This is a genomic window from uncultured Methanobrevibacter sp. (assembly GCF_900314695.1).
Lineage (GTDB): Archaea > Methanobacteriota > Methanobacteria > Methanobacteriales > Methanobacteriaceae > Methanocatella.
In genome coordinates, this window is the sequence record NZ_OMWD01000014.1 from 36,198 (window position 1) to 61,971 (window position 25,774).

Annotated in this window: 23 protein-coding genes; 16 read left to right on the top strand and 7 right to left on the bottom strand. The window is 33.8% G+C overall.

All coding sequences use genetic code 11. The features are described from left to right. A complete protein-coding gene (locus QZN45_RS06130; protein WP_292605672.1) occupies positions 1-498 on the bottom strand; it encodes a hypothetical protein in 498 nt (165 codons plus the stop codon). Continuing rightward, positions 495-881, bottom strand: coding sequence for an energy-converting hydrogenase A subunit A EhaA (locus tag QZN45_RS06135; protein WP_292882138.1), 387 nt, complete (start codon positions 879-881; stop codon positions 495-497). The genes QZN45_RS06130 and QZN45_RS06135 overlap by 4 nt, the downstream gene beginning before the upstream one ends. Positions 882-1,185: 304 nt before the next feature. Here QZN45_RS06135 and QZN45_RS06140 point away from each other — a divergent pair, with 304 nt between their 5' ends. Continuing rightward, entirely contained in the window at positions 1,186-1,989 is an 804-nt protein-coding gene (locus QZN45_RS06140; protein ID WP_296811877.1) for a CPBP family intramembrane glutamic endopeptidase, read from the top strand. Between the two features lie 13 nt (positions 1,990-2,002). Here the strand turns inward: QZN45_RS06140 and QZN45_RS06145 are convergent, their stop codons facing one another. Beyond that, positions 2,003-2,374 carry a hypothetical protein gene (locus QZN45_RS06145; protein WP_292605678.1) on the bottom strand — a complete coding sequence of 124 codons (372 nt, stop codon included), beginning with the start codon at positions 2,372-2,374 and terminating at the stop codon, positions 2,003-2,005. A 230-nt stretch (positions 2,375-2,604) separates the two neighbouring features. Here QZN45_RS06145 and QZN45_RS06150 point away from each other — a divergent pair, with 230 nt between their 5' ends. The 7 genes from QZN45_RS06150 to gatE are packed head-to-tail and all read left to right on the top strand — an operon-like array spanning position 2,605 to position 10,915. Continuing rightward, a complete protein-coding gene (locus QZN45_RS06150) occupies positions 2,605-3,156 on the top strand; it encodes a helix-turn-helix domain-containing protein (protein ID WP_292605680.1) in 552 nt (183 codons plus the stop codon). Positions 3,157-3,177: 21 nt separating this feature from the next. Next, a complete protein-coding gene (locus QZN45_RS06155) occupies positions 3,178-4,848 on the top strand; it encodes an AMP-binding protein (protein ID WP_292882132.1) in 1,671 nt (556 codons plus the stop codon). A 12-nt stretch (positions 4,849-4,860) separates the two neighbouring features. Further along, a complete protein-coding gene (locus tag QZN45_RS06160) occupies positions 4,861-5,145 on the top strand; it encodes a 4Fe-4S dicluster domain-containing protein (protein ID WP_292605683.1) in 285 nt (94 codons plus the stop codon). Further along, positions 5,146-6,261: a 3-methyl-2-oxobutanoate dehydrogenase subunit VorB gene (locus QZN45_RS06165; RefSeq protein ID WP_296800623.1), complete on the top strand. Its 1,116-nt coding sequence runs from the start codon at positions 5,146-5,148 to the stop codon at positions 6,259-6,261. It abuts the gene before it with no gap. Between the two features lie 13 nt (positions 6,262-6,274). Continuing rightward, positions 6,275-7,720 carry a 2-oxoacid:acceptor oxidoreductase family protein gene (locus tag QZN45_RS06170; RefSeq protein WP_296811880.1) on the top strand — a complete coding sequence of 482 codons (1,446 nt, stop codon included), beginning with the start codon at positions 6,275-6,277 and terminating at the stop codon, positions 7,718-7,720. 9 nt (positions 7,721-7,729) lie between these two features. Continuing rightward, positions 7,730-9,040 (top strand): Glu-tRNA(Gln) amidotransferase subunit GatD, encoded by a 1,311-nt coding sequence (gatD, locus tag QZN45_RS06175; RefSeq protein WP_292605689.1) that lies wholly within the window; start codon positions 7,730-7,732, stop codon positions 9,038-9,040. Between the two features lie 9 nt (positions 9,041-9,049). Further along, positions 9,050-10,915, top strand: coding sequence for a Glu-tRNA(Gln) amidotransferase subunit GatE (gene gatE / locus QZN45_RS06180; protein ID WP_296811886.1), 1,866 nt, complete (start codon positions 9,050-9,052; stop codon positions 10,913-10,915). 254 nt (positions 10,916-11,169) lie between these two features. Here the strand turns inward: gatE and QZN45_RS06185 are convergent, their stop codons facing one another. Continuing rightward, positions 11,170-12,708 carry a hypothetical protein gene (locus QZN45_RS06185; RefSeq protein ID WP_292605693.1) on the bottom strand — a complete coding sequence of 513 codons (1,539 nt, stop codon included), beginning with the start codon at positions 12,706-12,708 and terminating at the stop codon, positions 11,170-11,172. 339 nt (positions 12,709-13,047) lie between these two features. Here QZN45_RS06185 and QZN45_RS06190 point away from each other — a divergent pair, with 339 nt between their 5' ends. Beyond that, a complete protein-coding gene (locus tag QZN45_RS06190) occupies positions 13,048-14,802 on the top strand; it encodes a YhgE/Pip domain-containing protein (RefSeq protein ID WP_292605695.1) in 1,755 nt (584 codons plus the stop codon). 562 nt (positions 14,803-15,364) lie between these two features. Here the strand turns inward: QZN45_RS06190 and QZN45_RS06195 are convergent. Continuing rightward, a complete protein-coding gene (locus QZN45_RS06195; protein ID WP_296811890.1) occupies positions 15,365-17,611 on the bottom strand; it encodes a hypothetical protein in 2,247 nt (748 codons plus the stop codon). A gap of 315 nt (positions 17,612-17,926) precedes the next feature. On the opposite strand from QZN45_RS06195, the gene QZN45_RS06200 reads away from it, so the two are divergent. From QZN45_RS06200 to QZN45_RS06230, 7 genes are all read left to right on the top strand, one after another. Beyond that, on the top strand, positions 17,927-18,466 hold the full coding sequence (locus tag QZN45_RS06200; RefSeq protein ID WP_292605862.1) for a glutathione peroxidase: 540 nt from the start codon (positions 17,927-17,929) through the stop codon (positions 18,464-18,466). Between the two features lie 33 nt (positions 18,467-18,499). Next, positions 18,500-19,420 carry a thioredoxin-disulfide reductase gene (gene trxB / locus QZN45_RS06205; RefSeq protein ID WP_292605864.1) on the top strand — a complete coding sequence of 307 codons (921 nt, stop codon included), beginning with the start codon at positions 18,500-18,502 and terminating at the stop codon, positions 19,418-19,420. Between the two features lie 279 nt (positions 19,421-19,699). Next, positions 19,700-20,260, top strand: a complete 561-nt coding sequence (locus tag QZN45_RS06210) for a GMP synthase subunit A (RefSeq protein WP_292883148.1) — start codon at positions 19,700-19,702, stop codon at positions 20,258-20,260. Between the two features lie 2 nt (positions 20,261-20,262). Continuing rightward, positions 20,263-20,520: a hypothetical protein gene (locus QZN45_RS06215; protein WP_292605868.1), complete on the top strand. Its 258-nt coding sequence runs from the start codon at positions 20,263-20,265 to the stop codon at positions 20,518-20,520. 1 nt (position 20,521) lies between these two features. After that, positions 20,522-21,448: a glutamine-hydrolyzing GMP synthase gene (guaA, locus tag QZN45_RS06220; RefSeq protein WP_292605870.1), complete on the top strand. Its 927-nt coding sequence runs from the start codon at positions 20,522-20,524 to the stop codon at positions 21,446-21,448. A 49-nt stretch (positions 21,449-21,497) separates the two neighbouring features. Continuing rightward, positions 21,498-22,667, top strand: coding sequence for a hypothetical protein (locus QZN45_RS06225; protein ID WP_292605872.1), 1,170 nt, complete (start codon positions 21,498-21,500; stop codon positions 22,665-22,667). A 5-nt stretch (positions 22,668-22,672) separates the two neighbouring features. Next, positions 22,673-23,626, top strand: coding sequence for a DegT/DnrJ/EryC1/StrS family aminotransferase (locus tag QZN45_RS06230; RefSeq protein WP_292605874.1), 954 nt, complete (start codon positions 22,673-22,675; stop codon positions 23,624-23,626). Here the strand turns inward: QZN45_RS06230 and cgi121 are convergent. Together cgi121 and QZN45_RS06240 are read right to left on the bottom strand one after the other, a co-directional pair. Continuing rightward, a complete protein-coding gene (gene cgi121 / locus QZN45_RS06235; RefSeq protein WP_292605876.1) occupies positions 23,610-24,101 on the bottom strand; it encodes a KEOPS complex subunit Cgi121 in 492 nt (163 codons plus the stop codon). The two genes, QZN45_RS06230 and cgi121, sit on opposite strands and share 17 nt — an antisense overlap. Before the next feature lie 7 nt (positions 24,102-24,108). Further along, positions 24,109-25,578: a (R)-citramalate synthase gene (locus QZN45_RS06240; RefSeq protein ID WP_296811893.1), complete on the bottom strand. Its 1,470-nt coding sequence runs from the start codon at positions 25,576-25,578 to the stop codon at positions 24,109-24,111. Positions 25,579-25,774 lie beyond the last annotated feature (196 nt).

Sequence of the window (25,774 nt, forward strand, 5' to 3'; positions counted from 1 at the left end):
TCACTCCTCTGCATGCCTATTGAATTTTTGAGCTATCTTTCCTAAAAATATAGATGCTCTAACCTGATCAATTCCTTGAATGGTCAATATTGCAATAACCATTCCCACAATAAACATTTCAGGAGTTAAACCAACAAAAGAACAAATAAATACAATAATTGTTGCAGTTAAACTTCCAACAGTTCCAGCATATCCAGGATCGGCACATAACCTGTTTCCAATGAATACGAAAAATGCTGCAATAATTCCCCCTGGAATTCCTAAAAGTAAATATCCTATGGAAGCCATCAAAGTACCAGCAGATGCATCCGGAGAACACAAGATGTTTCCTTGGAAAAACCCACCAGCAATGTCACCGCCTCTTTTTTTGACATCCTCTCCAACAATCCTGGCACCTCTTACACCAGGCTGTTCAGGAAGTCCGAAATAAGTATCGACAATTACAAAATTTAGCCAACAAAGGATAGCAGCAATTATAATTCCAATTACTTCGTTCATTGCATATCCTCTCCACCAGTTTCATCTAAAGGCTTTGGAAATACAAAATCAAATAAATATTTCACAAATAATGCAGACAAAATACCTATAATAGCTGCCAATACAAGTCCATTATAAATAAAAGTATAATTTAAAACCAAGAATATTGAAAATATACCGATAGCTATTATTGGAGTCGGATATAATGCACTCACATCAAAAGAATACCTATATGGTTTGCTAGGTAATAATGGAAGTCTTAAAATTAAAGCCATGATAATTGAAACTATAATAGCTACAATATAAGCTAATAAAACATCGAATAGACCTAGAGTTATGTTTCCAAGCCCATAAATATTACCATATGAAGCAAAAAATATGGTATCATACACCAAATCAAACATATTATTAGACTCCTCTTAAGTAATAAATATACATATAAAAATATATAAATATTGTTACTTAAAAATAATTGATAACGTTCCAATTGTTATTTAAATTAATAATCCATTAGTAAAAATTAAAAAATTAATGCAAAATACAAATAAGACAAATAAACAATACAGTAAATCATTACAATAATCTAACAAACTGTTATTAATTGAATATATTTAAAAATACTACCAAATTACAATAAAAATGAAAAAAACCGCAGCGATTATATATACTATTTTTAATGAACAAATAATATAAGTTGAGGAATAAAATATGGACAGAGACGTGAAAAATTTCAATACCCGACTTAGAACAATAAAAATTTGGGAATTGGCAATAGGACTCATAATTGCATTAATACTTTCCATAATATTGATGTTCATATTTCCAATATTCGAAACAAATGATGATGCATTCATGCTTTTACTGTTAACATTAATTTTAGTATTCTTTATATGGTGTTTAAAAGGCAGTAACGGATTGAATGATAATGTTAAAGGCGCACTTCAAAATGAAAAAGAAATATTATACGTATTCGCAATAAATATAATTTTTGCTTATCTATTTTTGTTTTCAGTAGTTGTTCTAGACATGTTTATTGGAATGAATGATCCAACATGGATAAGTGGTGTTGATATTGATTCTGTCAGTTTAACCCCAAGCGCATTCCTCTATACCCTCATAACATCAGTAGTATTTGCACCGATTATTGAAGAGTTAGTATTTAGAGGTGTTCTATTCAACAGACTGAAAATAAGAATTGGAATTGTCCCTGCAATGTTAATATCTTCCATTCTATTTGCCATAGGCCATGATTTCGGAGGAATAGTAAGTGCATTTTTGTTTGGAATATGTATGTGTATTTTATATTTGAAAACTGATAATATTCTAATTCCAATGAGCGTACACTTAATAAACAACATAGTTGCAACATTACTTGACGTTACTGCATTTGATGCAATTATAACTTCATTTCCATGGATAATTCTACTTGGAATATTGATTTTAATAGCCACAATATTATTGATTAAATATATTGTAACAGAAACAAAAACTCTAAACAGAAAGTTTAGCTAAAAAAAAGAATTAGTTAGTGGAATCCGCATCCACTACAAGTTTCACATTTTTCCTCTTCTAAAGGATCATATTGCTTATCTTCTTGCAAAGTTGCTGAGATGAAATATTGGTCAAGTTCTTCTTTACTTTTTAAAACAGGAGAAAGACCTTTGAAGTCACATTTGATGTCTCCGGTTCCACCTATATCCACTAAAATAGGTTCACCTAATTTGAATCTTTTAAAGTATGCTTCAATTTCACCTATTAAATCACCAGGTACTCTAAAATTAAAAGATAAAACATTATTCTCCTTCATTTTTAAACCGACATATTTTTGGTCGATTTCGTAATTTAAACCTAATTGTTTTTTAAAAATTACATTAGTACCAATATCTGCAGATGACATTTTTTATAAACTCCTTACTTTAATTAAATTAGAATTATTGTTTTAGGTATATAAAACTTTCCTATAATGTCCAAAATGATACAATTTAAAAAAAATTTTGTTCAGTGAATTTATAATGAATTAACACGATTTTTAATAACCTTTATATAACTTCAAATTCAAAATTTATAATATGTTATAATATTAATTATTATAATTTAAAATCGATTAGAAAAATAGGTGTTTTATTTATGAATGAATACAACAAAGATATTGGAAATAGAATTAGAGAATTAAGAGAACTATCAGACATTACTATCAAAGAAATTGCAGAAGAATTGAATATTAAAGAAGAAACTTATATCCAATATGAAAACGCAGAAGTAGACATTCCAGCTAGTTTTTTATACGAGCTCGCACATATTTTCAAAGTTGATTTAGGATTATTATTAACCGGTGAAGAAAGCAGAATGAGCATCTTTGACATAACCCGTGCAAACAAAGGAGTGTCAGTTGACAGGAGAAAAGAATATACTCATGAAAACCTATGTTCTAATTTTATCCATAAAAAAGCTGAAACCTTCCTTGTTGTTGTGGACCCTAAGAAAAACCCTGTTCCTTCACTCAATTCACACCCTGGACAAGAATTCAACTATGTCCTTGAAGGATCCTTAAAAATATATATACACAATAACGAAATCGTGTTAAATGAAGGAGATTCAATCTTTTTCGATTCAACACATAGACACGCAATGATAGCGCTTAACGACAAACCCGCTAAATTCTTAGCAGTAATTATATAATATTTATTAGGAGTAATTGATATGACCTCAGTAATTGGAGATTTTGTTGAAAGAGTTGATTTCAACTCTTATGAAGACTTTTATAAAAATTTTAAACTAACTTATGAAGATGATTACAATTTCGGATTTGATGTTGTAGACAAATACGCTGAAATTGACCCTGAAAAAATAGCTTTAATCTGGACTAATGACCATGAAGAAGAACATGTATTCACATTTAAAGACATGAAAGAGAATTCCAATAAAGCTGCAAATTTATTTAAACGTTTAGGAATTAAAAAAGGCGATTGCGTAATGTTAACCCTTAAAAACAGATATGAATTCTGGTTCTGCATGGTTGCATTGCACAAAATTGGAGCAATACCTATTCCAGGAACACACATGCTAAAGCTTCATGACATTGATTTCAGAATAAAGGAAGCAAACGTGAAAATGGTGATATCTGTCGAAGAAGATTCATTATTGCCAGATTATGAAGAAGCTGAAAAGTCACTGGGACTTGAATTGCCAAAATTAGTAATTGAAACTGACAGAGACGGTTGGATAAACTTTAACGATGCCATAGAAAATGAAAGTCCAGTATTTGAAAGGCCAACCGGTGAAGAGAAAACATATGCTGAAGAGATTTCATTGATATATTTCACATCCGGAACAAGCGGACTTCCAAAAATGGTTTCACATAAGCACACATACTCTTTGGGACATATCCCTACTGCAAAATATTGGCACAATGTTGTAGAGGATGGAATTCACCACACTTCCGCAGATACAGGTTGGGGAAAAGCTGTATGGGGAAACCTTTATGGTCAATGGATTGCCGGAACAGGAGTATTCATTTATGATTACGACAGATTTAATGGTATTAAATTACTTGAAAAGATTATAGAATACAAAGTAGACACATTTTGTGCTCCTCCTACAATTTACAGATTCATCATCAAAGAAAATATTGAAGGATATGACCTTTCAAATCTGAAATACGTTACAACTGCAGGAGAACCATTGCCTCCTGAAGTATCCAATAAATTTTATGAATTATCAGGTTTAAGAATTAAAGAAGGATTCGGTCAGACAGAAACCACATTATCCATAGGAACATTCATATGGCTGGAAGCAAAAATCGCTTCCATAGGTAAACCTTCCCCATTATTCAATTTAGAATTATTGGATGAAGACCACAACAGAGTGGAAATAGGTGATGAAGGAGAACTTTGTTTCAAGTTAGAAGATGGGCCGAACCCAGGATTATTCAAAGACTATGTGAATGATGAAGAAAAATACAAAAAACAAATCCACGATGGATATTATCATTGTGGAGATACTGCATGGGTTGATGAAGACGGATATGTTCACTTTGTCGGAAGAAATGACGACATTATCAAATCTTCAGGTTACCGTATCGGACCTTACGAAGTAGAAAGTGCAGTACTATCACATGAAGCAGTTTCAAACTGTGCAATTACCGCTTATCCTGATGAAGTCAGAGGCCAAATCGTAAAAGCAACAATCATATTACAACCTGGCTTCGAACCGTCAGATGAACTTACCAAAGACATTCAAAATCATGTTAAAAAAGTTACAGCTCCATATAAATACCCAAGAATGGTGGAATACACAGATGAAATTCCAGAAACCATCAGCGGTAAAACAAGGAGAGTTGAAATAAGAGAAAATGATCAAAAAAAGAATTAATTAGATGATATAATGACAGAAGAAATATCTTATCCAGTTATAAATAAAGAGATTTGCAAAGGCTGTATGAGATGTATAGTCGGATGTCCTCAAAACGCAATAGCACTTAGCCAAGACATGAATAACGCAGGATATCAATTTGCTTATTATAGTGGAAATGGTTGTACAGGATGCAAGGATTGTTACTTTACCTGTCCAGAACCATTAGCACTTGAAGTACATCAAATAAAAAATATTGTTAATGACTCAGTTGCGAAAATGATTAAAGCCAAAGTGGCAAATCAAGGGGGAGAATAAATGAGTAATCAAATGGTTAAAGGAAATACTGCAGTTGTTATAGGTGCAATGTATGCAGGCTGTGACTGTTTCTTTGGATACCCAATTACTCCTGCAAGTGAAATCTTACATGAAGCATCAAAATACTTCCCGATGGTTGGAAGAAACTTTGTTCAAGCCGAAAGTGAAGAAGCATCAATCAATATGGTTTACGGTGCATCAGGTACCGGTCACAGAGTCATGACATCATCATCAGGACCTGGAATAAGTTTGATGCAGGAAGGATTTACATTTCTTGCAGGTGCTGAACTACCTGCAGTCATCGTTGACATTATGAGAGCAGGACCTGGACTTGGAAATATCGGACCTGAACAAGGAGACTATAATCAGGTCGTTAAGGGAGGAGGTCATGGAAACTACAAAAACATTGTACTTGCTCCAAATAGTGTTCAGGAAATGTGTGACTTGACAATGAAAGCCTTTGAACTTGCAGACAAATGGAGAAATCCAGTAGTTGTTTTAGCTGATGGTACATTAGGTCAAATGGCAGAACCATTGGTATTTCCAAAAGAAGCAGTTCAACCAAAAAACGATAAGCCATGGGCAGTGAAAGGAAATGAAGAAACCATGGAAAACCTTATCACTTCCATTTTCAATGACTTTAATGATTTGGAAGACTTTAACTTCAAACTACAGGAAAAATATGCTAAAATCGATGAAGAAGAAGTTATCTTTGACGAATATAAGGTTGAAGATGCTGAAATTGTTTTAGTATCATTCGGAATAAGCAGCAGAATTGCAAGGTCCGCAGTGGATAAAAGCCGTGAAAAAGGATTGAAAGTTGGACTTTTCAGACCTATTACATTATCACCTTTCCCTGTTGACAGGATAAAAGAATTATCCGATAAAGGCGTAAGCTTCATTTCAGTCGAGATGAGCAATGGCCAACTATTGGCTGATGTCCAATTTGCGGCTTTAAGAAAAGAAGATACTCACCTTGTCAACAGAATGGGTGGAAATCTAATTGAACTGAAACATGTGCTTGCTAAAATTTATGAAATAGCAGGAATTGAAGATGAAAACTTGGATACTTCAAAAAGAAGTGATGAAAAGGCAAGTCCAAATATTATAGATTAGAGGATGTGGAAATATGAGTGAAAAAGAAATAAACGATAAAGATTATGAATTACAAATCCGCAGAAATCCACAATCCCTTTTAGAAGAGTATCCTAGAAAAGGAACCAATATTCAGTCAACTCACTACTGCGCAGGTTGTGGACATGGAATTTTACATAAATTAATTGCCGAATGTATGGATGAGCTTGGAATACAAGAGAGATGTGTTATGATTTCTCCTGTTGGATGCTCAGTATATGCTTACTTCTACTTTAACTGTGGAAACTTCCAGACCGCTCACGGAAGGGCACCAGCAGTAGCTACTGGAATTTCAAGAGCTGAAGACAATGCAATCGTAATGAGCTATCAGGGAGATGGGGATTTAGCTTCAATCGGTTTAAATGAAACATTGCAAGCTGCAAACCGTGGAGAAAAGATTGCAGTATTCTTTGTAAACAATACAGTATATGGAATGACCGGTGGACAAATGGCACCGACAACATTGATTGGTGAGAAAACCGTTACATGCCAAACAGGAAGAGATCCTGATTATACAGGACACCCTACCCACATGTGCGAATTGATCAATACATTAAAGGCACCAGTATTTATTGAAAGGGTTTCTCTAGCCAATCCTTTAAAAATCAGACTTGCAAAATTTGCAATAAAACAAGCCCTAACCGTTCAAAAAGAAGGCAAAGGATATTCATTTGTTGAAGTTCTATCACCTTGCCCTACTAACTTAAAACAGGATGTGGCAAGTGCACAGAAATTTATTGAAGAACAGATGGAAAAAGAATTCCCTGTTAAAAACTTCAGAAATAACTTATACACAAAAAAACCAGTAATAAGGCCTGCCAGTGACTTTTCAACAGAATCATTGGATAAAATATTTAATGTGAACAGAAGCGAAGGTTCAGGTTACGTTGATGAGGATATTGAACCTGTAAGCATTAAAGTTTCCGGATTTGGTGGACAAGGAGTTTTAAGCGCTGGACTTACAATAGCTCAAGCGGCCTGTGCTGAAGGAAAACATGTTTCATGGTATCCTAGTTACGGACCGGAACAGAGAGGTGGAAAATCCAACTGTTCAGTTGTAATTTCAAATGAAACCATAGGAACCCCAGTTGTGGATGATATTGACATTCTTATTGCTTTAAACAAGCCATCCTTGGAACAGTTCTCACATGATGTTAAGGAAGGAGGAGTAATCCTGTACGATTCAAAGATTGGTGAATTTGAAACTGACCGGGACGTTAAGGTTATTGCAATGCCTTGTGTTGACATTGCTGAAGAACATGGAAATGCAAGAACTGCAAATACTGCACTTTTAGGTGCATTGACCGAGTTAGGTGATGTTTTAAAACGTGAATCTTATGAAAATGCTATTCGTGAAATGTTTGCATCAAAACCAAAAGTCATTGATGTGAATATTGAAGTTTTAAAAGCGGGAGCAGAATGGATTAAAAACAATTCATAGTGTGATTTAATGACATATAAAGAAAATGCTAAAAAATATATAGAAAATTACGATTTAAGTATAGGAGATACCATTAAAGTACACAAGGAAGATATCACCTATACTGGTATTTTGCTTGATAGGCCTGAAGATGCCGACGATGGGTATCTGGTTATAAAATTGTCCAGCGGTTACAATATAGGAGTAGCTATAGACAATACTACTGCGGAACTAATTGAAAAAGGAGAAAAACCTAAAATCGGTTATGATGAAGAGGACATTCCAACCGATCCCTCAAAACAGAATATCTCAATCGTGTCAACAGGTGGAACAGTATCATCAGTCATTGATTACAGGACTGGTGCAGTTCACCCTAAATTTACCGCTTCAGACCTTGTAAAGGCAAATCCCGAACTATTAGATTATGCTAACTACAACGTTAAGGCATTATATAATATATTAAGTGAAGATATGAAGCCTGAATATTGGGTTAAAGCTGCTGAGGAAATAGCCAATGACATTTCTGAAGGTGCTGACGGTGTTGTAATAGCTCACGGTACTGATACAATGCATTATACTGCAGCAGCATTAAGTTTTATGCTCAAAACACCAGTTCCAATTATTCTCACAGGCGCTCAAAGAAGTTCAGACAGACCTTCAAGTGATGCCAACATCAACCTGATTGATTCAGTGGTTGGCGCAAAATCTGATATAGCCGAAGTTTGTGTGTGTATGCATGGAAGCTTGAATGACAACTACACTTACCTGCACAAAGGAACAAAGGTTAGAAAAATGCACACATCAAGAAGAGATACTTTCAGAAGTATAAATGCTCAGCCGATAGCTAAAATCCAAAATAAAAAAGTCAAAATCAATCCTGATTACAGCTACACAAAACGTGGAGCAAATGAACTTGAATTGAATACATCCATTGAGGAAAAAGTTGGATTTATCAAAAGTTTCCCAGGCATTTCCAAAGATTATATTGAATATCACATCGACAAAGGATATAAAGGTCTTGTGATTGAAGGAACCGGTCTTGGACATGTGCCAAACAACTTAATAGACTCATTTAAAAGAGCACAGGAAGAGAATATTCCAATAATTATGACTTCCCAGTGTCTTTACGGAAGAGTCAACATGAATGTTTACTCAACAGGACGTAACATTCTTGATTCCGGAGTCATATCAGGATTGGACATGACCCCTGAAACTGCATATGTCAAATTATGCTGGGCATTGGGTCAAAGTGACGATTACAATAATGTTAAGGAGATTATGCAAACTAATGTTGCAGGTGAATTTTCACCAAAATCCTCAATTAAGGATTTCTTGAACTAGGTGGTTAATATGGATTATAATGAATTAGGATTAAAAATGGGACTTGAAATTCACCAACAATTGAACAGTGAGCATAAATTATTCTGCCCATGTAAAACAGAACTTGTTGATGATGATTTTGATGAACTTGTTCAAAGAAAATTAAGGCCAACACAATCTGAACTCGGTGAAATTGACAGAGCCGCTTTGCAGGAATCCTTAAGAGGCCTTAACTTCAAATATGAAAACTTTGAAAAGCATACTTGTCTTGTTGAAAACGACGATGAACCACCTCACAGCTTAAATGAAGAAGCATTGGATATTTGTATAACAATTGCCTGTTTGATGAATATGCATATTGTTGATGAATTCCATACAATGCGTAAACAGGTTATCGACGGAAGTAACACTGGAGGTTTCCAGAGAACAGGTATGGTTGCAACTGATGGTTACTTGGATACCCCATATGGAAGAGTAGTTATCGAAAGTTTAGGTCTTGAAGAAGACGCTGCAAGAAGAGTTGAAACCAAAGACGGATTTACAGAATTCAGACTTGACAGATTGGGAATACCTCTTGCAGAAATCACAACAGACCCTTCAATGCACCATCCCGATCAGGTCAGGGAAGTAGCATACATGCTCGGCCAAATCTTAAGAAGCACAAATGTTAAAAGAGGTCTCGGAACAATCAGACAGGATCTTAACATCTCCATTGCAGAAGGTGCACGTGTAGAAATCAAAGGTGTGCAGGACTTGGATTTAATGGCTGAAATTGTAAACCGTGAAGTTACAAGACAGCTTGAATTAATTGACATTAGAAATGAACTTAAAAACAGAAATGCTGAAGTTCTGGAAGAAATTCATACTTTGGATGAATTATTTGAAGAAACCGAATCCAAAATCCTAAAGTCAGCTGAAACCATAAAGGCAGTTGTTTTAAAAGGCTTCGACAGTTTGATTGGTCGTGAAGTTCAACCAAACAGGAGATTTGGAACTGAAATTGCAAGTTATGCCAAAAAACGTGGCGTTTCAGGAATATTCCACTCAGACGAATTGCCAGCTTACGGAATAACCCAAGATGAAGTTGATAGAGTATCAGAATTCTTAAATATTGGTGATGATGATGCATTCATCATTGTAGCCCATGATGAAGATATTGCAGTATCAGCTTTAGAAGAAGTTAAAAGAAGAGCAAACTTAGGTTTGGACGGCGTTGTTGAAGAAACAAGAAAAGCACTTGATGATGGTAATACAGAATATATGAGACCTCTTCCGACTGCAAACAGAATGTATCTTGAAACAGATATTCCATTATTCAAAATTACTGCAGATAGAATTGAACCAATAGCTAATGATTTGCCTGAATTGCCGGACGTTAAACAGGCTAGAATTATTGAGGAATATAAGTTAAGTGAAGACTTGGCAACACAGCTTGTTAAAAGACAAGAGGCTGATATGTTTGAAGACATTTTGGCTGACGTTAGTGTTGATGCAACACCAGTCGCTTCACTTCTTGCATATGACTTGCGTGAAATCAAAAGGGAAGGCCATGACATTGATGTATTAACCCTAGATCACTTCAAAGGAATCTTTACACTTTTAGCGGATGGCAAAATTGCAAAGGACAGTGTTCGAAAACTAGCTATTGAAACCATTAAAAATCCGGATACTGATATCTCAGAAATTGCCGAGAAAAGCAATTTGGTTATGATGAGTGAAGATGACGTTGCCAAAATCATTGCAGAAATTGTAGCTCAAAATGAAGGAATGGTTAAAGAACGTCAAATGGGTGCAATGGGTCCTTTAATGGGAATGTGCATGAAACAGCTTAAAGGAAAAGCTGACGGCGGACTCGTGAATAAAATCGTTCGTGAAGAAATTCAAAAGATACTCTGATGAGTATCTAAATCTTTTTTTTATTTTTTAAACAAATCGAATACTTGCATTTAATCAATGCATGCATCAATAATTTGACATGAAAGATATCATCACTATCAAATAATTAACTCATTTTACATTAACATGGATGATTTCAAAAAAATAGTCCGATGCAAAATCAAGATGTATATGTTCAAGAGGAATTTAATCAGGATTGCCGAAATTCAATCGTTAATGTGAAAAAAAATAAATGTCAGTAGATACAATCGTATCTACTTATAAACTTTTGCAGTTTTTCTATCTATAAACTTTTTAGAACTGACTTGGTATTTGACTGTTTTTCCGGCTTTAAGCTTTTTCAAAACACCTGAAGAAACAGTTACCTTTGCAATACCTTTGGAGTTGGTTTTTGCAGTATATGTGCTGCTGCCAAATTTGAAAGTGAGCTTTTTGTTTTTATAAATTTTAGAACCTTTCTTAAATTTTGCAGTCAAGACTAGCTTTTTGGCTGATCTTTTAACTTTGACCGCTTTTAAAGTCAATGTATTTTTAAAAGTGCATTTCTTTAGAGTTCCACCTAAAATCTCATTACCATCCCTTGTTGCATTGTTATCGCTGAATGTACATTTTATTGCTTTGGCACCAGAAACTTTAGGTTTATCAGCATATTTAAATCCATATATTGCGCCTCCACGTATAGCATAGTTTTTTGTGAAAACAGAATTTTTAATGGAATTTTTATAAAATTTTACACCACTTTTCCAGTTGCCGTTCTTATCATAACTGCCGGTCAAATCATGGCATTTAAAGTAAACAGCACCACCATTGCTGCCGGCCTTATTATAATAGAATTTGGAATTTTTAATATAGAGATTTTTAGCACCATATACAGCACCCCCTACTTCCTTAGCTCTATTTGAAGTGAATTTGCTTGAAGAAATACTGAGGTGAGTAAAACCGTAAACAGCTCCACCACGTCCAGATGCAACATTCTTTGTGAATTTACAGTTGGTTATATAATCAGTTAAAGGAACAATGGAAACATCCAACATCAATGATTGGAGAAGATCCTTTATACTTGTCACACCATTCTTACCTAACTGAAGATTGAAATAATACTTAAAGGACTCCTTAAAGTTTAATGAAAAAATTGCGCCAGCACTTCCATAAGCAGTATTTTTATAAAAATTACTGTTTTTACATTTCAAAGCTCCGATAGAACAGATTGCTCCCGCTGCAATTTTTGCACGATTATTCTTAAAAGTACATTTGTCTAATGTCAAATCTCCAGCATTGACTATTGCTCCACCATAATACTTGGTGTAACCATTCTTAAAGACCATATTTTTTAAAACTACCTTATTATGGGCATCAGGATTTAAAGTAAACATTACAAAGAAAATTCTGGATTTTGATAACCCATCCAAGGTATGTCCATTACCATTAATTGTCAAGCTCTTGTTAATTATAATTCCAGTAGTATTGCTTGCTTTATCATAAGCATAATCCTTTTTTAGAGTTATTGTACTGCCCTCAGGGGCTGAATATATCATAGACTGCAACTCTGAAAATGTGCCCTTGGAACTGGCGGAAAGCAAGTCTTCCTGTGAACTAGAAATTAACTCATCTTCACTACTTGAAATTAAATCATCATGAGGAGAATTAAGCAATTCCTCATTTTCATCATCAATAATCTGTTGATTGCCATAAGCAGTTACATTTTCATTAACATCACTTGCAGCAACGCACGAAATGCTAAAGAGTATACAAATCAATATTGTAAACATAACTACATTCTTTTTAAAATTCATGTATAAACACCTTAATTTTTAAAGATTGATAATATTTTTGTGTTATAGGTATATATTTGTTTTGAGAAAAAATTGAATGCAATTTTAGCATTTCAGAAAAAATATCAAAAATTATATCATATATCCTAATTTCTAACAAAAAAATATGAACAATAATTTTATATTAATTGCATTATATATTATTAATGAAGGATAATTCAAGAAAAATATTGAATTTGGGATTTGATATTTTTAAGATTTTAAAGGAATTTTAACTAATAAAAATATGTTGATTATTATTAGTAACTTCCAGAATACGTAAATCTTTCTAAAAAGTGTTTAAAATAAAAGTGGTTTGAAATGAGTAGGAAAGATATTGAAAAAATTGTTGAATTAATTGAAAACAATGCCAAAAGTGTATTTGCAAATCCCATAGTGACAATTGTAATAATAGCAGTGATTATATTGCCTTCCCTTTATGCTCTCATAAATATCGAAGCATGTTGGGACCCATATGAAAAAACAGGCGATGTACCATTTGCTATAGCCAATTTGGATAACGGTACAACACTTGAAGGCCAAAAGTTAAATATAGGAAATGAACTTGTCAAGGAACTTAAAAATAATACTAAATTTGATTGGACATTTGTAACTGAAGATGAACTGCGGGACGGTGTTGATTCGGGAAAATATTACGCTGGAATTGTAATACCCAAAAACCTGAGTGAGAATATCGCTTCGATTACAAGTGAGCATCCAAAACAGGCAAAGCTAGAATATGTTGTAAACATTAAAGCGAACCCTGTTGCTAACAGATTAACTGACGCCGGTGCAAATGCAGTTTATACATCACTTAATGCTAAAATTGTAGAACTTATAAATCTTGCAGCATATGAAAAACTTGGAGAGCTTCAATCAGGCCTTGCTGCAGGAGCAAGCCAATTATCCAGTGGAGGATCCCAGCTTCAGGCTGGTGCAGACCAAGTTTCCGCAGGTGCAAGTCAAGTATCTGATGGTGCAAGCCAAATAAAAGAGGGATCAAAGACCGCTCAAAGCCATGTGCCTGAAATTGAATCCGGTGCAAAACAGGTAAGTTCGGGGTCAGACCAACTTCAGCAAGGAGCTGAAGAACTTCAACAAACCGTAGACCCATCATTGATGCCGGACGGTCCTATAAAACAATATACACAAGGAACTTCTGAACTTGCCAACGGAAGCAGTGCACTTGCAGACGGGTCAGTTGATCTAGCACAAGGGTCCGCAGAACTTGCGCAGGGAGCGTCCTACTTAGCGGGAAATTCATCATTACTTGCTGATGGATCCGTAAGTCTAGCAGCAGGTGCAGAACTGCTTTCAAGTGCAGCTGCACAAGCACTATTCACAGCATCAGCAGGTTTAGCATCATCTGCCGATGCACTTTCAGCTATTACTGGAATTAATGAAACAGCTCTAGGGGACTATTTCTTCGCACCTATAAAACTGGACAGACATGAAGTATATCCAGTACCGGATTATGGTTCTGCAGTATCTCCATTCTACATCGTATTGTCCATGTGGGTTGGTGCTTTAATTACATGTGTATTGATGCCGCCAAAATCAAGTGAAGGAACACCATATTCCCCATTTGAAATGTATGCAGGTAATCTTTTACTTTATGTAATTTTAAGTATTCTGCAGGCATGCGTAACCATTACGGGAGCGTATATTCTGGGAGTACATATTGATAATTATCCACTATTCATACTGTCGGCCACACTGGTATCGGTGGTATTCATGACTTTAAGTTATTCAATAGTTTCAGCGATCGGTACCGTCGGAAAAGGTATAGTAGTAATTCTTTTAGTATTCCAGATATCAGGAACCGGAGGAATTTACCCAATAGAGATTATGCCTGACTTATTCCAAGGATTATATAATTACCTTCCAATGACATATGCAATCAGACTAGTTCGTGAAGCACAACTGGGCATTGTTTGGTCCAATTATACTCCTGCATTAATAATACTTCTAGCAATTGGTATTATTACCATTATTGTTTCAGTAATTATTAAAGAAAAAGCAGACAAACCATCTAAATACTTTGAAGAAAAACTAAAAGAAAGCGGATTATTTTAGAAGTTGATACTCAACTTCTATTTCTTATTTTTTTAACAAACATTTAATGAATTGACATTACATATGCTTTTTGATCTTATATGGATTTAGGTATACCTAAAAAAATAGAAATATTTATATAACATGACAACACAAGTAAGTAATAGAGTTAATATTTAGGTGTACCTAAAATACTCTCATATTATTAGTCAATACTAATCTCCGAAATTATAATGTGTTAAATTAGATTTTGCACAATTTCTCTAATTTGATACAAGTCGTTGGAAAATTAAAAAAAAAATCTGCCAAATAAATAATTTTCCTCAAAACACAGGTGTTTAAAACCTCAATTAAACACCTATCATCTCTCTTTTTTACAATAATTTCTTTAATGAAATGATGATTTTATCATACAACCCCACATTTAGCGACACCATGAACAAAATTTAATAATTATGAATAAACAAGAATATTAATTTTAATCATCGATAGTAACACAACATTTTGTATTTAATAATTCGTATTTTATATTTAAGTTTATCTAGCCTAAAATAAAAAAAAAGTAAAGTAACTGCCAAAGCAATCACTTTTTAATTTTTACATTCTTTTTAACAGTGTCTTTTAGGTATGTTGCCTGATAGATTACCTTTTTGCCGACTTTAAGCTTTTTCAAGACATTTGATTTGAGAGTGTATTTGGCAACCCCTTTGGAATTTGTTTTGGCTTTGTAGGTTTTGCCATTGAACTTAAAGAGCACTGTTTTCTTATTAAGATATTTGCCATTGACTTTTGCCAGGCTTGCAGTCAAGACAAGTTTTTTAGCGGATTTTTTGACAGTAACTGATTTGAGACTTATCAAATGTTTTACAACAACATTATTCTTGACATTTACCCCATTATACTGAACTTTAATGGTATGTGTACCTACTTTAAAGTTTTTGTCAATTTTAATTTTGACAAAACCATCTTTATCTGTTTTAATGCTTTTCATTTTATTGTCAATGTAAACCTCAACATTTTTTCCTCCAATTTCAGGATTTCCATCATCTCCAATAATCCTGACTTTATAATCAGCATTGCTAGCATAGCATACCTTTAAATTCTTGTTGTTTACAATGCGCTTTACGATTTTCAATATTCTTGTGGAATTGCCTGCAATTTCAGATGAAACATATACTTCATATGTTCCCACATTTAAGTTTAGCTTGATATCCGCAATGCCATCATCATCAGTGATTGCATAATACTGGTTTGACATGATTTTAAATGAAAGCAATTTGTTTGAAATGCCGTTTCCATCCTCGTCAGTCAATTTGATTTGATAGTCATAGCCACTGTTTTGAGCACGTGTCATGTCATATGCATTGAGCAATGCTGATTTGACATGAATGTTGATTTTAGTTTTATTGGACACATAATTGTCATCACCACTGTAAGTTATTTTAGCCGAATGATTGCCTGATTCCAATTTCGGAAGAACAATCAAGCATCTTCCATTGTACAGTGAAGAGGAGTATATATTTTCACCGATTTTAACATCAATTGTTCCGGTCGCATTTTCTGGAAGAACAATTGAAATCTCTGCATTTTCATCACAGGCAATGTCTATGTCACCGACATCTAAAGAAATATTTTGCTTGCCTGTGACATTCTTGCTTTCATTGTCAAGAATTTCCATTAAGATTCCATCCCTTACTCCATTCTTACACACATGCAGCTTTGTTGCATTGAAATAATGAGCAATTGTTTTTGTAATGATCAATCCAGGTACAAAAGTATTAATCCTTTCAGCCTTAACATTTAATATCTTTAGATAGTTTTCCTGTGTTGGCTGGTTGAATTCCCCCAATAAATCATCCAGCATTGAAACTGGAATATATTCCGCATCATCATCAATCCATCCAAGATATAATAACACCTTTTTAATTGTTTTAACTGATCCCCCAATACCAAACAAATCATTTCTTTGAGTATCATTAGTTACAACAAGTTTTTTGAGCTCTGACAATACCCTATTTTCTATTTCATTGACTTCAGTGGCATTTGGAAACAGTCCACTGACATACTCCAAGTAACATGAGCTTACGCCTATAGGCATACTTTCAGAAGTTATTACAGTTTTATTTATGAAATCAATCACTTCACAGCTTCCCCCACCCAAATCAATTACAATACCATTATAGGTTGTTAAATCCGTGTCTTTTACAGAGTTAAAACTTGTTTTTGCCTCTTTTTCACCACTTAACAATATAATATCCAATCCAACTTTCTTTTTAACTGTTGCAATTACTTCTGCACTATTGTCAATCTTTCTTAAACTGGCTGTTGCAAATACAAATTTTGTTTTTACTTTAACCAAGTCCATAACATCATTAAAATCCTTTAGGACAGATACCAATTCATCGATTCCTTTTTTCGTTAGATTGTTATTTTCAACATAAATGGCAGTTACTGATTTTTCAGACAATGAAAACACTGATTTAGGTTTTCCACTATCTTTAATTTTATATATGTCTAATTCCATGGAATTTGCACCTATATCAACAATGCCATACAATGGAGATTCACTTTTAAGTGCAGAATCATCACTTTTTTCCAAAACAACATTATTTTCAGCACAAGACATATTTAAAACATTTTCATAGTGAGAATCTTTTGACAACTCCTCCTGAGAAATCGTTAAATTATCATCCATATCACTTATTACATCAACATTTTGATTTTCTACACCAACAACATCAACTGTAACATTATCCTCAGCATTAACAGCCGAAATTGCAAATAAAGAAATAAGAACTATTGCCAGTACCATCAATTTCCTGTCTGTCAAAACTTTTTCCCCCTCAAAAAAGTATTTTTAACTAATAATATTTCTATACAAATTATATATAAATAATTATTGAAATGAAAAATATATGAACAAACAATAGTTTTCTGTTAATAAAATATATACCTGTTAGAATTGATGACATCACAAAATAAAAAGAAAGATATTTCAAAAAAAAATTAATTACATAAATTATCTTAAAAAAGATACCAAATTAAAAAAAATACCAAAATACTTAACTTTTATATAATATTATTTAAAAATTAAATATAACTTTTAACACAGTTAAAGTTTTAAAAATTCAAGAGGTAAAAAGGAATGTCAATCTATGATTTTGAAGTGAAAGATGGAGAAGGAAATATGGTTTCACTCTCCGAATTCAAAGACAAAGTACTTTTAATTGTAAATTCTGCAACAAAATGTGGTTTTACTCCACAATACACAGAATTAAATGAAATTTATGCTGAATTTAAAGATGAAGGTTTTGAAATCCTAGATTTCCCATGCAACCAATTCGGAAATCAGGCCCCAGGTTCAACCGAAGAAATTACAGAGGTATGCCGCAACAAATGGTTAGTGCCATATCAAATCTTTGATAAAATTGATGTAAATGGTGAAAATGCAGACCCATTATTTGAATACATAAAAAATGAACAACCATTTACCGATATTAAAGGTAAGGGTGCAACTGCATTGAAATTAATGTTGAAAGCGAAAGACAGACATTATAAAGACAATAACGACATCAAATGGAATTTCACCAAATTTTTAGTGGACAGGGAAGGTAATGTCGTTCGAAGATTTGAGCCAACCGAAAGTTTAGATAATGTTAGAAAAGCAATTGCGGATTTAATTTAAAATTAAATCCCCATTTTTCAAAGAGGAAGCAATATGGAAGAGTATGACATCATCATAATCGGTGCAGGCCCAGGAGGCCTTACCGCAGGGATTTATGCAGGCCGTCAGGGAACACGAAACTTAATAATTGACCGTGATCTTGCAGGTGGAATTGGTCGTGAAGTTCCAGAAATGGAAAATTATCCTGGTTTTGACAACATTTCAGGGTTAGAATTAATCGAAAAAATGAAATCCCAGGCAACTAAAAACTGCGAGTTGCATGAAATGGAAGAGGTAACAGACATTGTTAAAACACAAGACAAATATCGGTTCACAGTCAAAACCAACAAAAGTGAATATGCCTCAAAAAGCATTATTCTTGCAACAGGCAGTTCCCACAGACATTTGGATGTAAATGGCGAAGAGGAATTTAAAGGCAAAGGTGTGAGTTATTGTGCAACCTGTGACGGATTTTTCTTTGCCGGACGTGACATCATCATGGTAGGTGGAGGAAACAGTGCCCTTCAGGAAGCGATTTATCTTAAAAATCTTGGAGCGAATGTTACATTGGTTCACAGAAGAGATGAATTCAGAGCGCAAAAACACCTGCAGGACATGATAAAAAAAGAAGGCATTCCAACCATACTCAATGCAACCGTTGAAGAAATCAAAGGAAACATGCTTGTTGAATCAGTTATCTTGAAAGACACAAAAACAGGAGAACTCCAGGAATTGCCGGTGAATGGTATTTTCATTAGTGTAGGATACATTCCTCACACAGAACTTGCCGAACAGTTAAACGTTGATTTAGATGAATCCGGCCACATTATCATTGATAAAGAGCAAAAAACCAATATAGATTATGTTTATGCAATTGGTGATGTGTGCGTTGGGCTAAAGCAGTGGGTAGTTGCATGCGGTGAAGGTGCAGTGGCTGCAACTTCAGCATACACTGACATCAAACAAGACAGCTAATATCTTTCGGACAAATATACGTATATAAAAAATGCAATTAGCACTACAACTATAACAGGCAATAACCACATAAACAGTTTAAACAATATTACTGCTACGAAAATAGCGATTATAATTAATATCAAATCTTTTAATTCCATGTAATTCAAATATATATACTATCATATATAAATTTAAGGAATTGAAAGAACTTTTTTTTAATTTTTTTAATATCCTTTGAAAAACTATAATAAATAAAAAAACTAAAAATAATATCATTATATTTTCATGGAGTATAAAATGACAATTTTAGTTATTAACAATAAAGGACAATACAATCATAGAATCCAAAGAAGTTTGCAGTATCTCAACATTCCATCAAAATTAGTTTCAAATGACTTGAGTATTGAAGAAATTGAAGCTGAAAATCCGATTGGATTGATTTTAGGTGGAGGACCATCACTTGAAGGTGCAGGCATGAGCGAAGAATATATAAAACACTTCGACATTCCAATTTTGGGAATATGTCTTGGTCACCAATTGATTGCAAAAGCATATGGAGGAGATGTTGAAACTTCAGATACTGAAAGTTATGCTCAAGTGAAAATTAATATCAATAATGATGAAAACTTATTTAAAGAATTGGCACCTGAAATGGATGTTTGGTCATCACACAAGGATGAAGTGAAAACAATCCCTGAAGATTTTGAAATCCTTGCAAGTTCAAATCTATGTGATGTGGAATCATTTAAACATAAGGATAAGGATGTTTACGGAATTCAATTCCATCCTGAAGTGCATCATACTCCAAAAGGTGAAATAATATTTAAAAACTTTTATGAAATATGTCAAAAGGTGTAATAATGATTGATAATGCTGAAGACTTAGCTACAAAAGCACAGGACAATAAGGCCGGTTTAAAAAGACAATATGTCAACATCCCAATAGGTGATGAAGAATATGGATTTAGAATCTCTGGAATCGGAGGCAAATCCGTCAAAATAGAAAAATTCATAAAATACGATGACATCATCGAAGCAATTGAATCCGGTAACGATAACGGTTTGGAAGCAATGATTAAACAAATCATTGAAGACTACGAAGAAGAAGATGAGGAATAAAATGTTAAGCCCTAAAGAATTTATTGAAGATGCAGTTCAAAAGATTAAAGATCAAATCGGTGATGAAAAAGCAATTATTGCATTATCCGGTGGTGTTGACAGTTCAGTTTGTTCCGTTCTTGTACAAGAAGCAATTGGAGATAATTTAACTGCAATTTTTGTTGACCATGGTCTTTTAAGAGCAGGTGAAGTTGAACAAGTAATCAACACCTTTAAAGACAGATTAAATTTCAAATTTGTTGATGCTTCAGATGAATTCATGGATGCTCTTGCAGGAGTGGATGATCCTGAAGAAAAAAGAAAGATTATCGGAAAAGTATTTATTGATGTCTTTGAAAGGGAAGCTAAAAAGGCTGATGCAAAATACCTTGTTCAAGGAACCATTGCACCTGACTGGATTGAAACCAAAGGCGAAATCAAATCTCACCACAACCTAGCTCTTCCAAGTGGAATGGTATTGGAATTATGTGAACCAATTCGTGACTTATATAAAGATGAAGTTAGAGAAATCGGTGATGAATTAGACTTACCGGCTACAACAGTATACAGACAACCTTTCCCAGGACCAGGACTTGGTGTACGTGTCGTTGGAGCCCTTACAAGAGAAAATGTTGAAATATGCAGAAAAGCAAACAAAATTGTTTGCGATGAAATCGAAGCTGCAGGCATTGACAAGGATGTATGGCAATACTTTGCAGTGCTAACTGACACTAAAGTTACAGGTGTTAAAGGAGATCAAAGAGACTTCGGATATCTCGTTATAGTTAGAGTAGTTAATTCAATTGATGCTATGACTGCATCCGTTGCTGAACTTCCTTGGGAAGTCGTTCAAACCATTTCAAAAAGAATCACATCAGAGATTTCTGAAGTTACACACGTTGCACTATCCGTTAGTGACAAACCACCTGCAACCATCGAATTCTGTTAAATACTATTTTAATCAATAGTATTTTATTTTTTTACTTTTTTTAGAAAACATGAAAACCACAAAAAATGCTTATCTTGCCAAATTAACAGAACAAATTCAAATGAAGTCTGTTAAAGTCGGAAAAAATTTAGAAGGAACCACACCCCCATCAGTTTTTATTGGAAGATGGTCATATCCTAAAGTCTATGCCGGACCTATGATGAGTTCCCAAATGGGCGATACTCATATTATGGACTCTCCCGAAGAATGGATCGGACAAAACAAGACCCAGAATGAAATTATAGATTATAGAATGAGTCTTGTACGAGGAAAACAGCTGATAAAGATTGATGATTTGGAAAATCCTTTTGTTGAAAAGCTTCAAGACATTTCACTTGCATCCAAAACAATTGATAGTGAAGCCACATTCGGACGTCGACCGACAGGATCATTACTTACAGAAGATAGTATGCCCCATGGACCCAGTGCAGTTATAGAAAAATTTGACATTGATGCTGTTAGATGGGATAAACAATTGGAAAAAACATTTTATGATACTGATTTAAAAGCAACAGAAGCTGTTTTAAATCTACATAACAAGGAAGTTCCATTCTCAGCTATGCAAAAAGCATTTTCAGTTGGTGCAATTGGTACAAAAAATAAAAGAAAACTTGTTCCAACCAGATGGTCTATTACTGCATGTGATTCAACATTAGCAGATGAATTTTTAAAAGAAGTTAGAAAATTCGAAAAACTGGATACATATAGAGTTTTTGAATTTGGAGCACTTAATAATTATTATATTATAATTTTAACACCTACAGAATGGCAATATGAATGGTATGAAGCATTTATAAAACTAATGAAAAATGAAGAATTAATATTTTCAGATTATGAAACCAATGGAGGTAAAAAAGAATATTCCTGCGTTGGCGGGTGTTATTATACTGCAAAAATGGCAGTCCTTGACTATCTCTTAAAAATTAAAAAACAATCAGGATTGATAATTTTAAGAGAAGCATATGATGGATATGTACCATTAGGAGTATTTAATGTAAGAGAAAATATAAAAGAAGCAATGTTAAGACCTTACTTAGAATTTGAAACATTGGAAGATTGTTTAAAGTATTCTGGAGAAAAATTAAGGATTCCTATTCGCAGATATGTTAAGCAGGGAACATTGCTAAATGAAATGCTTCACACAAAGCAAACCACCCTTGATATGTACTTCAAAAAGTGAGTGATATGTTTAAGTTTAAAACCCCCTCTAATAAAACGTTAGAAACAATGTCTGAAATTGCAAAAGGAAATCTTAATGATGACTTTGAAACAAAAGCGATAAACAAGATTCAGAATTTGACAGACCATGAGAATGTTAAAATCACATCAAGCGGAAACAACAGCATTTTCATTGCACTTTCAGCAGTTGAGGGAGATATTATTGTGCCAGACCAAGGAGGATGGCACGGTTTTAAGCAGATTGCAAAATTCTTAGGAAAAAACATCAAAACGCTGAAAACAGATTTGGGAATTATAAATCCAAAATATTTAGATGAAATGGACATTGAAAAGGATTCTGCATTAATATACACAAGTTTTGCAGGTTACTGCGCTGAACAAGACACCAAAAGCATTTCAAAATATTGCAGTGCCAATGACATTTTAAGTATTGAGGATGCATCGGCAGGAATAGGGGACAGAAAGAATAATCTTGGAAATGGAAAGTATTCAGACATAATCATCGCATCAACAGGTTCTCCAAAAATGATTAATGTGGGAAGCGGAGGATTCATAAGTACAGACAATACAGAAATCTTTGAAAGAACAAAACTTCCTCAAAAATTAAGCAAAACATCACAAATTGTATGTGGAGGTATATGTTGCGAACTTGAAAATGTTGATGAAAAACTTGAAGTTACATTTAATGCAACAAAGCATCTAAAAAACAACATACCTAACACAACCCATCCAAATAAAAGAGGCGTTAATGTAATTATACATCATGATAATGCAAAAGAAATAAGTTGGAATTTAAGAAAGTCACTGCCTATTGACAAAAGCGGATTTATTACCACTTGCCCAAACTACAACAGAATAAAACAGAAGGCAATTGCAGTTGAAATTAAAAACCTGGCATATGACTGCCTTGAAAAAGAATATCTTGATAAAATAATTGAAGAAATTAATAATCAACTGTAAGTTTGGTTATTCTATCAACCAATATGTCTTCAGCAGACATGTTTTCCAATTCGACATCACCAATTTTATAAATCTCTTTCAATTTATCCACATCAGCGGATAATACATCATCATTGCGGTCAAATAACTTGGAAAGATCATTAGAATAATCAATACAATTAACCAAAACTGCACATAGATTCATATCCCCTTCTTTTAATCCCAATATATTGAAGGCTTTGGAAATCTGTCTTTGAGCAGAACATCTCACAACAATTTCAACACTAATGTCTTTTGCAAGATTTTCACCACGGTCAAATGCAAGAAATGCCTGATTGACCCCATGAATTATGTGATTTTTACCAGCGATTGCATCTGCATTTAAAAGTTGAATAATTTCACCATCTTTTTTAATATCATCAATTTGCGAAAGAGTTTCACCAACAGAAGCAATATTTGCATTAAAACCTAAAATTTTTATATTATCCCTAATCATGTGACCACTAATCCCTAAGCAACCTATTTACACCGGCAATATAAGCCTTAACACTGGCATTAATAATATCCGCCTCAGTACCACGAGCAGACACTACATTATCCTCTTTTTGCAGTTTGATAATTACATCAATAAATGCATCTGTACCCCCAGTGATAGAATCTACGTGATACTCAATAAGCTCTATATCCTTGAACATGCCTAACGATTTGATTGCATTGATTGCAGCATCAACAGGACCAATACCAACACCAGCATTTAAAATTTCCTCACCATCTACAATAAGTTTAACAGATGCAGTAGGCATGACCTTATTTCCGGAAACAATAGTAATCTCATCAAGTTTAATACGGTCTTCATGATTAATTTCCAAAACATTGTCAGCTATTACCTGCAAATCCACATCAGTGACGGTTTTTCCCATGTCCGCCAAATCTTTAATATCATCACATATCTGTTTAAGCTGACTTTCATTTACTTCCAAACCTATTTCCTTTAATCTGGAATTCAAACCATGAGTTCCCATATGTTTACCAATAATAAACTTACGAGTCCTTCCAACAAGTTCAGGAGTCATAGGTTCATAAGTAGCGGAATTTTTAATGATTCCATCAGAATGTATCCCGGATTCATGAGCAAATGCATTTTCACCAACAATCGCCTTGTTGGGTTGAATGTACACACCAGTCAATCTTGCAACTAATTTAGATACATCATAAATCTGATTGATTTTAATGCCTGTTGAAAAATCAGGAAGCAATCTGTCAATACTTACAACACATTCTTCAAAGGAAGTATTTCCAGCTCTCTCACCTATACCATTAATGGTTGTGTGAATTTCAGATGCTCCACCCTTGATTGCAGATAAAGTATTAGCAACAGCAAGGCCAAAATCATTATGACAATGACATGAAATAGGAACTTTGATATCGTTTAATTTAGAAAACAAATCATAAGAAGTATCTGGTGTTAAAATACCTACAGTATCACAAACACAGATCCTATCTACACCATGATCTATAGCATTAACATATATATTTTTTAAGAAATCAACATCACTTCTGGAAGCATCTTCAGCAGACAATTCAACAATCAAACCATGGTCCTTACAGTAATCAACAGCATTGTTGGACAAATCCAAAAGTTCATCCTTTGAAATTTTTAACTTATCTGAAATATGCAAGTCAGAAGTGGGAACAACAAGATTTACCGCATCAACATCACAGTCTAAACAATAATCTATATCAACATTTAATGGTCTTGAAAAACTTAAAATTTCAGCATTGAAACCTTGTGCTGAAATTTCTTTAATGGATTCTCTTTCACCTTCAGAAGTAATTGCAGAACCTGCTTCAATAAAATTAACTCCAATTTCATCAAGTTTAGTGGCAATTCTAAATTTTTCTTGAGAAGTTAAAGAAACCCCAGGTGTTTGTTCTCCATCTCGTAAAGTAGTATCTAATATATTGATATTCAAAAAAATCACCTAAAATTATGCAATAACGGTATTAAGTAAAAAGATAAGTAACATAAAAAAACAGTCAAAAAGAAATAGATAAATTATAGTAATAGAAAGCTTGCAGCGAAATGAAATTCCCATAGAAAACCATAGTACACAAACAAAACACAAAAGGACTTCACTACTGGGATCGAAACGAGACCAGGTATAACCC

What these genes read in the sequence shown, in the direction of transcription:
- QZN45_RS06130 (WP_292605672.1), bottom strand. Translation starts at nt 498, where the DNA reads ATGAACGAAGTAATTGGAATTATAATTGCTGCTATCCTTTGTTGGCTA.
- QZN45_RS06135 (WP_292882138.1), bottom strand. Translation starts at nt 881, where the DNA reads ATGTTTGATTTGGTGTATGATACCATATTTTTTGCTTCATATGGTAAT.
- QZN45_RS06140 (WP_296811877.1), top strand. Translation starts at nt 1,186, where the DNA reads ATGGACAGAGACGTGAAAAATTTCAATACCCGACTTAGAACAATAAAA.
- QZN45_RS06145 (WP_292605678.1), bottom strand. Translation starts at nt 2,374, where the DNA reads ATGTCATCTGCAGATATTGGTACTAATGTAATTTTTAAAAAACAATTA.
- QZN45_RS06150 (WP_292605680.1), top strand. Translation starts at nt 2,605, where the DNA reads ATGAATGAATACAACAAAGATATTGGAAATAGAATTAGAGAATTAAGA.
- QZN45_RS06155 (WP_292882132.1), top strand. Translation starts at nt 3,178, where the DNA reads ATGACCTCAGTAATTGGAGATTTTGTTGAAAGAGTTGATTTCAACTCT.
- QZN45_RS06160 (WP_292605683.1), top strand. Translation starts at nt 4,861, where the DNA reads ATGACAGAAGAAATATCTTATCCAGTTATAAATAAAGAGATTTGCAAA.
- QZN45_RS06165 (WP_296800623.1), top strand. Translation starts at nt 5,146, where the DNA reads ATGAGTAATCAAATGGTTAAAGGAAATACTGCAGTTGTTATAGGTGCA.
- QZN45_RS06170 (WP_296811880.1), top strand. Translation starts at nt 6,275, where the DNA reads ATGAGTGAAAAAGAAATAAACGATAAAGATTATGAATTACAAATCCGC.
- gatD (WP_292605689.1), top strand. Translation starts at nt 7,730, where the DNA reads ATGACATATAAAGAAAATGCTAAAAAATATATAGAAAATTACGATTTA.
- gatE (WP_296811886.1), top strand. Translation starts at nt 9,050, where the DNA reads ATGGATTATAATGAATTAGGATTAAAAATGGGACTTGAAATTCACCAA.
- QZN45_RS06185 (WP_292605693.1), bottom strand. Translation starts at nt 12,708, where the DNA reads ATGAATTTTAAAAAGAATGTAGTTATGTTTACAATATTGATTTGTATA.
- QZN45_RS06190 (WP_292605695.1), top strand. Translation starts at nt 13,048, where the DNA reads ATGAGTAGGAAAGATATTGAAAAAATTGTTGAATTAATTGAAAACAAT.
- QZN45_RS06200 (WP_292605862.1), top strand. Translation starts at nt 17,927, where the DNA reads ATGTCAATCTATGATTTTGAAGTGAAAGATGGAGAAGGAAATATGGTT.
- trxB (WP_292605864.1), top strand. Translation starts at nt 18,500, where the DNA reads ATGGAAGAGTATGACATCATCATAATCGGTGCAGGCCCAGGAGGCCTT.
- QZN45_RS06210 (WP_292883148.1), top strand. Translation starts at nt 19,700, where the DNA reads ATGACAATTTTAGTTATTAACAATAAAGGACAATACAATCATAGAATC.
- QZN45_RS06215 (WP_292605868.1), top strand. Translation starts at nt 20,263, where the DNA reads ATGATTGATAATGCTGAAGACTTAGCTACAAAAGCACAGGACAATAAG.
- guaA (WP_292605870.1), top strand. Translation starts at nt 20,522, where the DNA reads ATGTTAAGCCCTAAAGAATTTATTGAAGATGCAGTTCAAAAGATTAAA.
- QZN45_RS06225 (WP_292605872.1), top strand. Translation starts at nt 21,498, where the DNA reads ATGAAAACCACAAAAAATGCTTATCTTGCCAAATTAACAGAACAAATT.
- QZN45_RS06230 (WP_292605874.1), top strand. Translation starts at nt 22,673, where the DNA reads ATGTTTAAGTTTAAAACCCCCTCTAATAAAACGTTAGAAACAATGTCT.
- cgi121 (WP_292605876.1), bottom strand. Translation starts at nt 24,101, where the DNA reads ATGATTAGGGATAATATAAAAATTTTAGGTTTTAATGCAAATATTGCT.